The following is a 13,480-nucleotide window of genomic DNA, read 5'->3' as shown; positions in this document are numbered from 1 at the left end:
CTGGCCCGGTAGCCAGAGATTTCCACAGCCGACCGAGGACCACAACCGCCAGCTGGTCGCATATCTGTGGATAACAAATTCTCCTTAAAAATAAGGGCATCCCGGCTTTGAAACTGTCCGGCCCGCCAGCTACAGTCATCGGCATGGACATACTCGGCGGACGCATAGTGGTTGCTATCGGCAACCACGAGGTGCTGCCTGCCCTGGACAAGGTCCGTGCCGAGATCGCCCGCCTGCGATCCGTCGAGTTGCAACTCATCGCCCGCTCCGAGACCGACGGCCTGGCCGAGGAAGTCGGTGCCCGCGACACCGTCGAACTCCTCACCGTCCGCCACCGCCGTGACCGTGCCGAGGTCTCGCGCGACCTCCGCGTGGCCCGCGCCCTGCCCAAGTACCAGGCCGTGAACACCGCCCTCACCGACGGCATCGAGTCGGCCGACGGCACGTTCCACCAGATGCAGACCGGCCACGCGGCCGCGATCATCACCGAACTCGAACGCGTCCGTGACCGCGTCCCGGTCGAAACTCTCGACGTCACCGAGCAGCAACTGGTCGGGCTCGTTCCCACCCACACTCCCCAGGAGCTGCGGGCCGCCGCCAAGCACCTGTGCGACCGGATCGACGCCGACGGCCCCGAACCCGAAGAACACAAAGCCTACGACCGCGAATCCCTCACCCTGAGCACCGCGGAGAACGGGGTGAAGATCCGCGGCTACCTCGCCAACGAGAACGCCGAACTGCTCCGCGCGATCGTGCATGCCGGTGCCCGCCCGCACAAGACCGTCGACGGTGAGCATGACCCCCGTCCGCGGGACAAGCGTCAGGCCGACGCCCTGACCGCCGCGTTGACGGTCGCGTCGAACGCGTGGGACACCGACACCGCGGGCCACGGCGCGAAGGCCAACCTCACCGTCACGATCGACCTCGACGACCTGAAGTCAGCCACCGCCCACGCGACCGGTCAGACGGTGTATGGCGACGATCTGTCCGCGGCCACCATCCGGCGCCTGGCCTGCGACGCGAACGTCATCCCGCTCGTCCTCGGGTCGAACTCCGAACCGCTGGACGTCGGGCGCCGTGAACGTCTGGTCACCAGGCACATCCGGCACGCGCTGGTGGCCCGGGACCGGGGCTGTGTGGTGTGTGCGGCGCCGCCGGTGATGTGTGACGCCCACCATTTGACGTCCTGGCTGGACGGCGGACCCACAGCCCTCAACAACCTGACCCTCTTGTGCCGTCGTCATCACGTGGACCTGCACAACGGCCGCTGGCGCATCTCCATCACCGACGGCAAGGTCCACGTGGCCCGCCCAGCCTGGGCCGACCCCACCGCCGTATGCGCCGCCCAGCCGCCAGCCCCTCACCTCGCCCAACCCGCCGCCACACAAATCCGACCCGCAGCCGCCGACCCCACCCGACCCGCGGCCACATACCCACCGCAACCAGCAAGCGCGAAGCCCACCCCATCTATGGGCGACTTCCTCGCGCGACCCGCAGGGCGGAGCCTGCCCAACCTACGGGCGCCTATCCCGTGCGATGTACCGATGCCCGCTCAGCCTGGCCAGCCGCTGCAACCACCGTCCGAGCTGATCAGCCATCCGGCGGCATCACTCCCGCACCCGAGCCACCAGGTGCGGTGGCTGCCTCGCCTGAGCACCCCGACAGCAGACCCGACAGCAGACCCGACACCACACCCGACAGCAGACCCCGACAGGCCGGACCCAACCAGCCGCCAGACGACCCCTGCGGCACTACACCCGTGCCCGCCGCCCGGACCAGCCGCTGGAAGGCCGACGACGCGACCCTGACCGCCGCGGCTCGCTTCGCGGTCTGGGGCGAGCACGCACCGACCACCCCCGCAACCGATCCGCCGGCCTTCATCACCATCTGACCTGAGCCCCGGCGGACGGCAGCCTGGTGTGTCCACGGTCCTTGTGCTGATCGCGAAGGCGACACCGCGCCGAACGACTTGGCAACTGCCCGCTACCCGCTGCCCCCGAGGCCGAGCATGTCGAGCCGGCAGAACGTGAACAGATCAGCGCAGCCGAAACCGCTATCCGGCACCACACCCGCAACTGCGAAGAGCCCCATTGCCTCGGCTGTGTTCTGCCGTAGGTGCCAGATCGGTGGGCTGAATGCGTTGACGCCCCATATGTGGGTGTTCACCAGCATGTCGTTGTCGACTCTGTAAATGCTGTTGTAGAGGGTCGTGCCGTGCGTGCGGACCTCGATGTTGGTCACGCCGACGAGATGGCTTGCAGCGACTACGTCGCAGCTCAGCATTAGGTCACGCCCGGCCCGGGATCTCCAGCCGGTACGACAGTAGGTACCGCGCCGAAGACACCACAATGTCGGCCGTCTCCACCGGCCGGTCCTCAACGTAGTAGGTACGTTCGATCACCAGCACCGGCACGCCCTGCGGCACCGACAGGGTCTCTGCCTCGTACGGCCGGGCGGCCCGGCCGGTCACGTCTTCCTTCACGTGCGTGATGTGCAGCCCGATCAAGTCGAAGCGCGGCACCACGCCGGTCATCGGCCCGGACTCCGGCTGCTCGATCTCGGTGCCCTCGGTGATCGCCAACGGCTCGAACGACGTGGATAGCTCACCGTCTCGTCGTCGGCCATGAACCGGTAGAACGTGCGCATCACCGGATCGCCCGGCGCGATGCCCAGCCGGTCGGCGATCACCTTCGTGGCGGTGGTCTTGCGGGAGGTGTAGTCCCACTCCGGCCGCTGCCCACCGGCTGCCGTGACAGCAGCGAACGGTGAGGACTGCGGACGTTCGTTGTAGAGGTGGCCGATCACGCGTCGGGTCGGGGGATGGAGCGACCGCACGTACGAGCCCCGACCCTGCTGCTTGATGATCAGGCCCTGGCCGAGCCCGTCCGGATCCTCACAGGCGAACGCGACCGCGTCGATCTCGGCACCGGACCGGACGCCGCAGCACCGGCGGCGTCACCCACGGCGTCGCCCACGCCCGTCACCCACGGCGTCATCAGAGCCGTCACCAGAGCCGTCCTGGGCCGGGTCCGGGTCAGTCCTTGATTTCGCAGATGGTGGCGCCGGCTGCGACGGTGGCGCCTACCTCGGCGGTCAGGCCGGTGATGGTGCCGGATTTGTGGGCGTTCAGGGGTTGTTCCATCTTCATCGCCTCGAGGACCACGATCAGGTCGCCCTCGGCGACGGTCGCGCCCTCGTCGACGGCGATCTTCACGATCGTGCCCTGCATCGGTGACGTCAGCGAATCACCCGACGCCGCGGAGCTCTTCGTACCGCCCACCCGCCGGGCCGGCTTCTTCTTCCCGGCCGCGGCCGCGGGGGCGATCCCACCGAGGCCGCCCGGCAGGACGACCTCGATCCGCTTGCCGCCGACCTCGACCGTCACCTTCTCCCGCTCGGCGTCCTCCGGCGCCTCGGCCGTCGGGCCGTCGTACGGCGTGAGCTGGTTGTCGTACTCGGTCTCGATCCACCGCGTGTGCACCTGGAACCCGTCCGTACCGACGAACGCCGGATCGGACACCACCGAGGCGTGGAACGGGATCACCGTCGGCATGCCCTCGACCACGAACTCGCGCAGCGCCCGCCGCGACCGCTCCAGCGCCTGCGTCCGGTCCCGCCCGGTGACGATCAGCTTCGCGACCAGCGAGTCGAACGCACCCGGCACGGTCTCGCCCTGGTCGTACCCGCCGTCCAGCCGTACGCCGGGACCCGACGGGGCATGCCAGCGCAGCAACGTACCCGGCGCCGGGAGGAACCCGCGCCCGCCGTCCTCGGCGTTGATCCGGAACTCGATCGAGTGCCCCGACACCTCGGGGTCGTCGTACCCCAAGGCCTCGCCCTGCGCGATCCGGAACATCTCCCGCACCAGGTCCAGGCCGGTGACCTCCTCGGAGACCGGGTGCTCGACCTGCAGCCGGGTGTTCACCTCGAGGAACGAGATCAGCCCGTCCTGCCCGACCAGGAACTCGCACGTCCCGGCGCCGACGTACCCGGCCTCGCGCAGGATCTTCTTCGACGACGAGTACAGCACCGACAGTTGGTCGTCGGTGAGGAAGGGTGCGGGAGCTTCCTCGACCAGCTTCTGGTAGCGGCGCTGGAGCGAGCAGTCCCGCGTCGACACCACCACAACGTTGCCGTGGGCATCGGCCAGGCACTGCGTCTCGACGTGCCGCGGCTTGTCCAGGTACCGCTCGACGAAGCACTCGCCACGGCCGAAGGCGCTCACCGCCTCGCGGGTGGCCGACTCGAACAACTCCGGGATCTCGTCCATGCCGCGGGCGACCTTCATGCCGCGGCCGCCACCGCCGTACGCCGCCTTGATCGCGATCGGCAGGCCGTACTGCTCCGCGAACGCGACCACCTCGGACGCGTCCGCGACCGGGTCCGGCGTACCGGGGACCTGCGGGGCGCCGACGCGTTCCGCGATGTGCCGGGCCTTGACCTTGTCGCCGAGCGAGTCGATCGCCGACGGCGGCGGGCCGATCCAGATCAGGCCGGCGTCCAGGACCGCCTGCGCGAAGCCGGCGTTCTCGGCCAGGAAGCCGTAGCCCGGGTGCACCGCGTCCGCGCCGGAGCGGGCCGCGACGTCCAGGATCTTGCCGATGTTCAGGTAGGAGTCGGCCGGCGTCGACCCGTCGAGCGCGTACGCCTCGTCGGCGAGCCGGACGAACAGTGCGTCCCGGTCCTGGTCGGCGTACACGGCGACGCTGGCGATCCCCGCGTCGGCGGCGGCCCGGACGACCCGGACGGCGATCTCGCCCCGGTTCGCGACCAGCACCTTGGTGATCTGCTTGCTGTCGGACACAGCTGACTCCCTTCGGCTGGCCCGAGTCTAGGGTCAACCAGCCGTCAGGGGTGCAGGGTGTTGGTCACACCACGCTGGGTCGTTTCTCGAAGAACGTCTCCAGCACCACAACTGTCTGCGTACTGGTCACGCCGTCCACCTGGTGGAGCGCGCGGAGGGTCGCCTGCAGGTCCTCGGTGGTTGCCGTTCGCACCTTCACCAGCACCGACGCCGGACCGGCGATGACGTGTGCCTCCTCGACCGCCGGGATCTTCCGCAACGCGGCCATCGTCGGCTCGTCGCCCATCCAGGCGCCGGATTCCAGCAGGACGAACGCCAGCACGCCGAGGCCGACCGCGGCCGGGTCGACGTCGACGGTCGTCCGCCGGATCACGCCCGCGGTCTTCAGTTTCCGGACCCGCTCGTGCGCGGACCCGGCCGACAGCCCGACCGCTTCGCCGAGTGCGGCGTACGACTGTCCGGCATCCTCCTGCAGCGCCGCGATCAGCCGGCGGTCAACATCATCTATGGTCATCTGCGTCACAAACCAAATCTCGTTCTGTTCAACCGGTCATCGACAAGACTACATTCGGAACATGACTGTCACGATCAACGCCGCGCCGCCGCGGCTCCGGGCCGAGCTGGTGGTTCTCGACGACCGTTTCCGGACCGTCGCGGGTGACGAGTACCTCGAATGCCTGTACGACGGCGGCCGCTGGCTCGAAGGGCCGGCGTACTCCGCTGCCTGGCGCTGCCTGGTGTTCAGTGACATCCCGAACGACCGGATGCTCCGCTGGGACGAGCTGTCCGGGCAGGTCAGCGTGTTCCGGCAGCCGTCCGGCTACGTGAACGGCAACACCATCGACCGCGCCGGACGGCTGATCAGCTGCTCGCAGGGCGACCGTCACGTCGTCCGGACGGAGTACGACGGCAGTCTGACCGTCCTCGCCTCGCACTTCGAGGGTCGCCGGCTCAACAGCCCGAACGACGTGGTCGAGCGCAGCGACGGGTCGATCTGGTTCACGGACCCGCCGTACGGGATCACGTCGAACTACGAGGGGTACGCCGCCACGCAGGAGCTCGACGGCTGCCACGTCTACCGGATCGACCCGGACGGCACGCTGACCGTGGTCGCGGACGACTTCATCCGGCCGAACGGTCTCGCCTTCTCCCGCGACGAATCGCAGCTGTACGTCGTGGACACACCGGGCAAGCACATCCGCCGCTTCGACGTCGACGGGGACAAGCTGACCGGCGGCGAGGTGTTCGCACCCTGTACGGCGGGCATGTTCGACGGCATCCGGCTGGACAGCGCCGGCCGGGTCTGGGCGGCGACGCACGAAGGCGTGCACTGCTTCGACCCGGACGGCACGCTGATCGGCAAGCTGCTGCTACCGGATGTCGTGTCCAACCTGACGTTCGGCGGCCCGAAGGGCAACCGGTTGTTCGTCACCGCGACCACGACGCTGTGGTCCTGGCTGACGAACGTTCAGCGGTAGGACTTCGACACCGCGTCCAGCAGCCGCTCGAGGGTGTCGTACGTCGGGGTGTCCGCGACGTCGATCACGTCGCTCGCGACCGGGATGTTGCGCTGGTTGACGACGTTCGCGAACTGGGTCTCGTCCGCGGTCCGGAAACCGTGCCCGGCCGCGAGCTGCTGCAGGTCGGGGTCGGTGGAGAGCAGTTCGCCGAGCTTCTCGCCGTTCGCGTTCAGTGAGACGAGCGTGTGCTTGGACTGCACGGTCGGCGACGGGTACATCAGCACCATGCCCGGCTTGAGCTTGTGTTCCACCGCGGCCTCGACGAACTGCGCCTCGTAGATGTTCACCATCGGCGACTTGCCCATGCCGAGCGACAGGTAGTCGTCGAACGGGCCTTCGCTGGAGTTGTCGGTGTAGCCCTGGTTCACGAACAACGGCGCGACCAGCGGCAGTACCTTCTTCTCGTCCGCCTCGGTCGCGACCACAGTGTTGTGGTTGGCAACGTAACTGACGATCGACAGGAACATCGCCGCCGAGTTCGAGGTGCGCGGATCGGTGGTGGTGATCAGGATCCGCTTGTTCACCGGGTACGTCGTGTTGCCGCGGATGTTCGTCCAGCGCCAGTTCGCCTTCGCGAGGTCGACGTACTTGCGGACGTCGAAGTACCAGGTGCCGTTGACCTTGCGGGCGATCCCGCTGGCCCACAGCAGGTCGACGATCGGCTGGAACGTCGCGATCGCCATCGGCGACGAGAACACCGAGTACTTCTTGCCGCTCACGGCCGGGCGGCCGGCCGTCGGCTGCAGGATCCGCTCCGCCGCCGTACTGCTGGACGGGAAGGCGAAGTCGTACTTGCCGAGGTCGACCGAGGTGGCGATCTCCCGCGACCCGGCGGTGTCGACCTGCACCTCGAACCCGTGCTTGGCGAGCGCGGCCTTGACGTCGGGGTCCTCGAAGTACGCGCGCTTCTCGGAGCCGATCACGCCGCTGACCGTGATGAGACCGGAGTTCGCCTGCGCGTCGTTCCCGTTGCGGACCACGATCACGGTCGCGACCGTCGCCACGACGAGCACGCCGGCGACGGCGGCCGGGAGGGCGATCGGGATCCGGCGGCGCGGAGTACCGGCGGCAACCGGCGTACCGGAGGGCGGTCTGGTCCACTTCGAGGGGCCGTCGGTCTCCGGCTCGGCCTCGGGCCTGGGGGTGAGCTCTTCCTTGACCATTCGTTCGATCAGGATCGGTACATAGTCGCGGACCGGGTCGCCGGCGAAGGACTCGCGGGCGGTGCGGATCGCGGTCTCGATGTCTTCGGGAGTATGGATGTCGGCGAAGGTCGAGGCGAGCCTGCTGGTCAGGTTCTCGATCGCCTTCTCTTCACGCACGGTGTCAAGCTTCAAGAGGATGTCTCCACGGTCACTTGGGCGGCACCGGACCTGAAGCCCCCGCATGCGGCGCCACGCATATCCTTCCGTCCCAGAGGTCCAACCAGGAGGAGACGAGATGACCGGAATTCTCGAGCCGTTGGCAGGCACCGCTCCGGCGGTCTGGGAGAAGCTGGACGACCGGTTCGCGTGCATCCGCGGCGACAGCCGGCTCGAACGGTTGTGGACCGGCGGCCGCTGGCTGGAGGGCCCGGTGTACTCCGCGGCCGGCCGCTACCTGCTCTGGAGCGACATCCCGAACGACCGCATCCTGCGCTGGGACGAGACGTCGTACCAGGTCTCCGTCTTCCGGCAGCCGGCCGGCAACACCAACGGCCACACCCGCGACACCGAGGGCCGGCTGGTGAGCTGCGAGCACGGCAACCGGCGGGTGACCCGCACCGAGCACCACGGCGGCATCACCGTGCTCGCCCACGAGTACGACGGCAAGCGCCTGAACAGCCCGAACGACGTCGTCGTGAAGCGCGACGGATCCGTCTGGTTCACGGACCCGGCGTACGGCATCGACTCCGACTACGAGGGGTACAAGGGCGAGATCGAGACCGGCGGCTGTCACGTCTACCGGGTCTCGCCGGACGGCGCCCTGACCCGCGTCGCCGACGACTTCGACCGCCCGAACGGCCTGGCCTTCTCGCTCGACGAGTCGTTGCTGTACATCACCGACTCCGAGGAGGCGACGATCCGCGTCTTCGCCGTCGACGGCGACAAGCTGAGCGGCGGTGAACTGTTCGCCGAGTGCGGCAACGGCGTTTTCGACGGCATCCGCCTCGACACCCAGGGCCGGATCTGGGCCTCGGCCGCCGACGGCGTCCACGTCTACCACTCCGACGGCACCCTGCTCGGCAAACTCCTGGTCCCCGAAACCGTCAGCAACCTCACCTGGGGCGGCCCGAAACGCAACCGCCTGTTCCTCACCGCGACCACCTCCGTCTACTCCCTCTTCACCACCGCCAACGGCGCCCCGGAGGCCTACGGACCCCGTGTCTGAGTTCGGAGCCGTACTGCGGGACTTCCGCCGGGCCGCCGGCCTTTCCCAGGAGAAGCTGGCCGAGGCGTCCGGGGTCAGTGTCGAAGCGGTCAAGACTCTGGAAGCCGGGCGCCGCAAACGTCCTCGCCAGTTCACGGTCCAACTCCTGTCCCGCGGTCTGGGGCTCGACGCAGAGCAGGTCGCCGAGCTGTCGGCAGCCGTTCCGCGGCCGAACAAGGCGGCCGGCGAGTCGCCGTACCGGATGCCCGACGACGTCGCCGATTTCGTCGGGCGGACCGAGCAGGTCACGTCGGTCACCGAGCTGCTGTCCGGGGGTGGGGACGCACCTGGGGTGCTGGTGATTTCGGCGATCGCGGGCATGGGCGGTGTCGGCAAGACAGCCCTCGCGGTCCACGCGGCACACGCAGTGGCCGAACGCTTCCCGGACGGCCTGCTCTATCTGAATCTGCGCGGCTTCGGGCCGGGCGAGCCGATGCGGCCGCTCGAGGCGGTCACCGCACTGCTGCAGGCGCTGGATGTGCGGCTCGACCACGTCCCCGGGTCGGTCGACGACGCCGCGGCGCTCTTCCGGTCGGCCTGCGCCGGCCGGCGCCTGCTGCTGGTGCTGGACAACGTCGCCGGTACCGAGCAGATCGTCGGCCTGCTGCCGGGTACGTCGACCTGTGCCGTCGTGATCACCAGCCGCCGGGTCCTGACCGCCGTGCCCGGAGCACGGCACTTGCTCCTCGACGTGCTGCCGGAGGCTGAGGCGCTGGCTCTGCTGGCGGCCGTCGCCGGACCGGAGCGGATCGCCGCCGATCCCGTGGCGGCCGCCGACGTCGTCAAGCTCTGTGGGGCATTGCCACTGGCGCTGCGGATCGCCGGGACCCGGCTCGCGAACGAGCCGGACTGGACGGTCGGGCTGCTGCGCCGGCGGTTGACCGACGAGACCAGCCGGCTCGACATCCTCACCGACGCAACCGACGCAACCGACGCAACCGACGCAACCGCCGCAACCGACGCAACCGCCGCAACCGCCGCTCCGGCCGGCGGGGCCGCCGCCCGTGCTGGGGTTCGGGCGAGTATCGCGATGTCGTTGTCCGCGCTGGCTGTGCGCGACCGGGAGGCGGCCGACGTGTTCCGGCTGCTCGGTCTGTACGACGGTGACGAGTTCGACGTCCGGGTCGCGGCCCGGATCGCCGGCCGGCCGGTCGCCGAGATCGGTGTGGTACTGGAGACGCTGGTCGATCTGCATCTGCTGGAGACCGTCGACGTGTTCCGCTACCGGTTCCACGATCTGGTCCGGGCGTACGCCCGCGAGATGGCTGCCGACGTACCGGAAGCGGAGCGCCGGGCGGCCAGGCTCCGGGTGCTGTCGTTGTATGCCGGCTTCGCCTGGCGCGCCAGGACGCGCAACGGCGTCGGCGCACTGTCGGCCGACTGGTTCGAACAGAGCTGGACCGAAGGGACCGAAGATCTCGACAGCCCGGCCGCCCTGCGCTGGCTGGATCTGGAGGCGGACGAGATCATCACAGCCGCCGACCGCGTCGTCCAGCGGGGGATCCGGGAGGAACTGGTCCTGCTGATCCGCATCGCCGTCGGGATGGTCGGCTTCTGGAACAACCGCCGGCGGGACCTGGACGGTGTCCGGACGGGAGAACTCGCGATGAAGCTGCTGGCGGCGTCGCCGGAGCTCGCTCCGCCGCAGGCCGTTGCCATGCTCAGTCACGACCTGGCGCATCACTACGGCACGTTGTCCGAGTTCGGTGCGGCGATCGAGGCGATGACGACCTCGGTGACCGAGGCCGCGGCACACGGCTATCAGCAGCATCTGCTGTTCAGCCTGACCGGGCTCGGATCCTTCCTGGAACGCGTCGGCCGGCTCGACGAGAGCCGCGCCCGGACCGAGGCGGGTCTCCGGTTGGCCGTCGAGCTCGGTGATGTCTTCGGCGAATCGGAGGCGCGGCTCGGACTCGGGGTGCTGGCAGGCCGCGGCAACGATCCGGGCGAGCAGGACCGGCAGTTCGAACTCGCCGACACGTTGATCCGGAAGGCCGCGCCGGAAGAGCTGTACTGGGTCTCCGGCACGGTCGCCCGGTCGCTGCGGGACAGCGGTCGCGCGACCGAGGCCGCTCGCTGGCTCAGAGACGCCATCGAGCCGCTCCGGAGGGAAGCCGTGCCGTTCGCGATGGTCGACCTGCTGTGGCAGCTCGGATCGACCGAGGTACAGACCGGGGAGTTCGCGGCGGCCGTCACGGACCTCGAAGCCGCGCTGGAGCTGGTAGGCAGCAGTTGGGAGCTGGAGGCCCGGATCCGCCACGTGCTGGGGAGCGCACTGGACGGCCTCGACGAGCGCGCGTCCGCTCGGGAGCAATGGCGGCTGGCGTTGCGGCTCTACACCCGGCACGGCCTCAAGCAGGCCGCGGAGGTCCGCGCTCTGCTCGAAGGGTAATTCGTTCGCCCGGGATCCGGGTGGCGTGGGATGGTGGTCTGCTGACCTGATCCTGGGAGGACTGGTGGGCATGATTCCGGAGCATCTCCGGCAAGTGGCGGACGGCGTACTGCGTGAGGCGGCGAAGGATCCGCGGGTGCTGGCGGTGGTTGCCGGCGGGTCGGTTGCCTCGGGCATCAGTGACGAGTACTCGGATCTTGATCTGGTGCTCGTGTGTACGGCGGAAGGGCAGCCGGCGTGCCTCGCCGAGGCGAAGGAGTTCGCGGCGCGGGTCGGGCCGTTGCTGTCGAGCTTCAGCGGTGAGCATGTCGGTGAGCCGCGGCTGCTGATCGCGCTGTTCGGGCCGCCGTTGGTGCATGTGGACCTCAAGTTCGTCACGCCGGACGGGCTGCGGACGCGGGTCGAGGACGGCGTGGTGTTGTGGCAGCGGGACGACACCGTGGACAAGGTGCGGGCGGACTCCGAGGCCGCGTGGCCGCAGCCGGATCCGCAGTGGATCGAGGACCGGTTCTGGCCGTGGGTGCACTACACGGCGGTGAAGATCGCCCGCGGCGAACTGTTCGAGGCGATCGAGGCCCTCGGCGCGCTGCGCGGGCTGGCGATCGCGCCGCTGGCGACGTGGGGCCGTACGTCGCGGCCCGCCGGCGTACGGCGCTTCGAGACGCTGGCGCCCGAACTGGTGCCGGAGCTCCGCGCCACGATCGCGACCGCCGACGCCGACGACTGCCTGCGCGCGCTGGAGGCAGCCGTCGACGTCTACCGGAAGGTCCGCGAGGGCGTGCCGATGGTACGGCGGACCGCCGCGGAGGAAGCTGTCGTCGCGTTCCTCAGAGCTTCTTGAGCTGGTCGATGGCGGTGAAGACCGCCAGGAAACCGAAGGCCAGGAACGAGAAGAGGAGTACGGCGGTCCGGGACGTGGTGATGCGGATGGCGTCGGGGAGTGCCCTGGAGTTCATCCACCAGAGCAGGCCGGAATAGACGAACATCATGGTGCCCGCGGTGCAGGCCGAGATGACCAGCAGAACCAATGGCTGGGTGAGGCCGGCCAGCAGCACGATGATGCCGAAGGCAACGAGTCCCCAGACCAGCCAGAAGTAGAGCTTGGACTCGGTGATCGTCGACGTCCGCAGGTACCGGGCCTTGATCATGTCGGAGGCGAGCCGGGACGTGTAGTCGACGATCCCGGCCGCCGCGGCGAACAGCGAGAACGCGCCGACCGCCCAGAACAGGTACCCGAACCAGCCGCCGACGACCGTCTGCAGCGTCGTACCCTCGATCTTCAGGAAGCTGATGCTGTTCTGTACGCCGGCGTTGCCGAAGAGCGTGGCGTGCGCGAGCATCGACGTGAACGCGATCGTGACCACGGTGATGGCCACGAACGTCGAGGCCTGCTCGATGTTCGCGAACCGCCACCAGCGCCGCCAGCGGGCGAGGTTCGCGTCGTCGGGCGGGAACGTGTAGCCGTTGGCGTTCGGGTCGGCCTCGGTCGCTCCGGTCACCGGTGACGTCAGCCGCGGGACGTGTACGCCCATCCCGAAGCCCTTGTCGCGGATCCAGTTGCTCTGCACGAGGTTCTGCCCGCCGCCGGCCCCGGCGTACGCGATCGCGCCCATCACGAGCGCGAACCCGAGCTGCTCGGCCGGGAACTGCGGCTGGGTGACCGCGTGCCCTAGCGCGGAGTACGTCTTCCCGCGGATCGCGAACACCAGCGCGAGCACGACGAGCAGCGCGACGGCCGCGATCTTCACCGCGATCAGCCGTTCCAGCATCACGTAGACGACCGGCGCGAAGGTCAGGATCGCGCCGATCACCAGCAGCATCACGATCGCGATCCAGCGCGGGTCGCCGCCGCCGAACAGGTACGTGAGCATGCTCGCGGAGCTGGTCGCCCAGCCCGGCCAGAGGTTCGCGAAGTACGTCATGATCGCGAAGAACAGGCCCCAGTGCTTGCCGTACCGGTTGAAGCCGGTCAACGCTGTCTCACCAGTGGCCAGCGTGTACCGCTCGATCTCCATGTTCAGGAACCACTGCACGACCACGCCGACGACGGCGCCCCAGAGGAACACCAGGCCGACCTGGCTGGAGATGTACGGCCAGAGGATGAACTCGCCGGAGGCCAGCCCGACGCCGGCGCCGACCATGCCGGGGCCGATGATCTTCCAGGTGTTCGCGGGCGGTTCGGGAAGATCGCGGACCTGGGGTGCGGGCAGGTTCTTGGTCGGTAGCGCGAAGTGTCCGTGGTCGGTGGGTGCGGTGTCCGTCATCAGGCTCCTCACTCTGTCGACCCCCCTGCTTCCGGAGGGTAACGTATACAGTCGACAACGGCGACCCGAAACCGTCCGATGGCAGACTGGC

12 protein-coding genes are annotated in these 13,480 nt (G+C 69.0%); 6 read left to right on the top strand and 6 right to left on the bottom strand.

Going from position 1 to position 13,480, the window contains the following annotated elements; translation table 11 throughout:
- Window positions 1-143: 143 nt before the first annotated feature.
- Window positions 144-1,808, top strand: coding sequence for a DUF222 domain-containing protein (locus ACFV9C_RS09550; protein WP_380192113.1), 1,665 nt, complete (start codon window positions 144-146; stop codon window positions 1,806-1,808).
- 175 nt (window positions 1,809-1,983) lie between these two features.
- On the opposite strand, the gene ACFV9C_RS09545 is transcribed toward ACFV9C_RS09550, so the two are convergent.
- Window positions 1,984-2,241: a hypothetical protein gene (locus tag ACFV9C_RS09545; protein WP_380192111.1), complete on the bottom strand. Its 258-nt coding sequence runs from the start codon at window positions 2,239-2,241 to the stop codon at window positions 1,984-1,986.
- A gap of 46 nt (window positions 2,242-2,287) precedes the next feature.
- Window positions 2,288-2,581, bottom strand: a complete 294-nt coding sequence (locus tag ACFV9C_RS09540) for a UTRA domain-containing protein (RefSeq protein WP_380192110.1) — start codon at window positions 2,579-2,581, stop codon at window positions 2,288-2,290.
- A 239-nt stretch (window positions 2,582-2,820) separates the two neighbouring features.
- On the opposite strand from ACFV9C_RS09540, the gene ACFV9C_RS09535 reads away from it, so the two are divergent.
- Window positions 2,821-3,045, top strand: coding sequence for a hypothetical protein (locus tag ACFV9C_RS09535; protein ID WP_380192108.1), 225 nt, complete (start codon window positions 2,821-2,823; stop codon window positions 3,043-3,045).
- Here ACFV9C_RS09535 and ACFV9C_RS09530 read toward each other — a convergent pair.
- Together ACFV9C_RS09530 and ACFV9C_RS09525 are read right to left on the bottom strand one after the other, a co-directional pair.
- Window positions 3,035-4,804: an acetyl/propionyl/methylcrotonyl-CoA carboxylase subunit alpha gene (locus ACFV9C_RS09530; RefSeq protein ID WP_380192106.1), complete on the bottom strand. Its 1,770-nt coding sequence runs from the start codon at window positions 4,802-4,804 to the stop codon at window positions 3,035-3,037. The genes ACFV9C_RS09535 and ACFV9C_RS09530 overlap by 11 nt on opposite strands.
- Window positions 4,805-4,868: 64 nt before the next feature.
- Window positions 4,869-5,318: an Lrp/AsnC family transcriptional regulator gene (locus ACFV9C_RS09525; protein ID WP_380192310.1), complete on the bottom strand. Its 450-nt coding sequence runs from the start codon at window positions 5,316-5,318 to the stop codon at window positions 4,869-4,871.
- Between the two features lie 61 nt (window positions 5,319-5,379).
- On the opposite strand from ACFV9C_RS09525, the gene ACFV9C_RS09520 reads away from it, so the two are divergent.
- Window positions 5,380-6,282: an SMP-30/gluconolactonase/LRE family protein gene (locus ACFV9C_RS09520; RefSeq protein WP_380192104.1), complete on the top strand. Its 903-nt coding sequence runs from the start codon at window positions 5,380-5,382 to the stop codon at window positions 6,280-6,282.
- On the opposite strand, the gene ACFV9C_RS09515 is transcribed toward ACFV9C_RS09520, so the two are convergent.
- Entirely contained in the window at window positions 6,273-7,646 is a 1,374-nt protein-coding gene (locus tag ACFV9C_RS09515; RefSeq protein WP_380192102.1) for a three-helix bundle dimerization domain-containing protein, read from the bottom strand. The two genes, ACFV9C_RS09520 and ACFV9C_RS09515, sit on opposite strands and share 10 nt — an antisense overlap.
- 118 nt (window positions 7,647-7,764) lie before the next feature.
- On the opposite strand from ACFV9C_RS09515, the gene ACFV9C_RS09510 reads away from it, so the two are divergent.
- The 3 genes from ACFV9C_RS09510 to ACFV9C_RS09500 all read left to right on the top strand — a co-directional run bounded on the left by ACFV9C_RS09510 (window position 7,765) and on the right by ACFV9C_RS09500 (window position 11,966).
- Window positions 7,765-8,694, top strand: coding sequence for an SMP-30/gluconolactonase/LRE family protein (locus tag ACFV9C_RS09510; protein WP_380192100.1), 930 nt, complete (start codon window positions 7,765-7,767; stop codon window positions 8,692-8,694).
- Complete coding sequence (locus ACFV9C_RS09505) at window positions 8,687-11,125, top strand: helix-turn-helix domain-containing protein (RefSeq protein WP_380192098.1); 2,439 nt, start codon at window positions 8,687-8,689, stop codon at window positions 11,123-11,125. The genes ACFV9C_RS09510 and ACFV9C_RS09505 overlap by 8 nt, the downstream gene beginning before the upstream one ends.
- 70 nt (window positions 11,126-11,195) lie before the next feature.
- The gene (locus ACFV9C_RS09500; RefSeq protein ID WP_380192096.1) at window positions 11,196-11,966 is read left to right on the top strand and encodes an aminoglycoside 6-adenylyltransferase; all 771 of its coding nucleotides are present in this window, start codon (window positions 11,196-11,198) and stop codon (window positions 11,964-11,966) included.
- On the opposite strand, the gene ACFV9C_RS09495 is transcribed toward ACFV9C_RS09500, so the two are convergent.
- Window positions 11,953-13,389, bottom strand: coding sequence for an Nramp family divalent metal transporter (locus ACFV9C_RS09495; protein ID WP_380192094.1), 1,437 nt, complete (start codon window positions 13,387-13,389; stop codon window positions 11,953-11,955). The genes ACFV9C_RS09500 and ACFV9C_RS09495 overlap by 14 nt on opposite strands.
- Window positions 13,390-13,480: the final 91 nt, after the last annotated feature.

It is taken from the genome of Kribbella sp. NPDC059898 (assembly GCF_042730855.1).
GTDB lineage: Bacteria > Actinomycetota > Actinomycetes > Propionibacteriales > Kribbellaceae > Kribbella.
This window is presented reverse-complemented; position numbering and strand designations above follow the sequence as displayed.

Coding starts and splice junctions, on each gene's coding strand:
- ACFV9C_RS09550 (WP_380192113.1), top strand. CDS start 144: ATGGACATACTCGGCGGACGCATAGTGGTTGCTATCGGCAACCACGAG.
- ACFV9C_RS09535 (WP_380192108.1), top strand. CDS start 2,821: ATGGAGCGACCGCACGTACGAGCCCCGACCCTGCTGCTTGATGATCAG.
- ACFV9C_RS09525 (WP_380192310.1), bottom strand. CDS start 5,318: ATGACCATAGATGATGTTGACCGCCGGCTGATCGCGGCGCTGCAGGAG.
- ACFV9C_RS09520 (WP_380192104.1), top strand. CDS start 5,380: ATGACTGTCACGATCAACGCCGCGCCGCCGCGGCTCCGGGCCGAGCTG.
- ACFV9C_RS09510 (WP_380192100.1), top strand. CDS start 7,765: ATGACCGGAATTCTCGAGCCGTTGGCAGGCACCGCTCCGGCGGTCTGG.
- ACFV9C_RS09500 (WP_380192096.1), top strand. CDS start 11,196: ATGATTCCGGAGCATCTCCGGCAAGTGGCGGACGGCGTACTGCGTGAG.
- ACFV9C_RS09495 (WP_380192094.1), bottom strand. CDS start 13,389: ATGACGGACACCGCACCCACCGACCACGGACACTTCGCGCTACCGACC.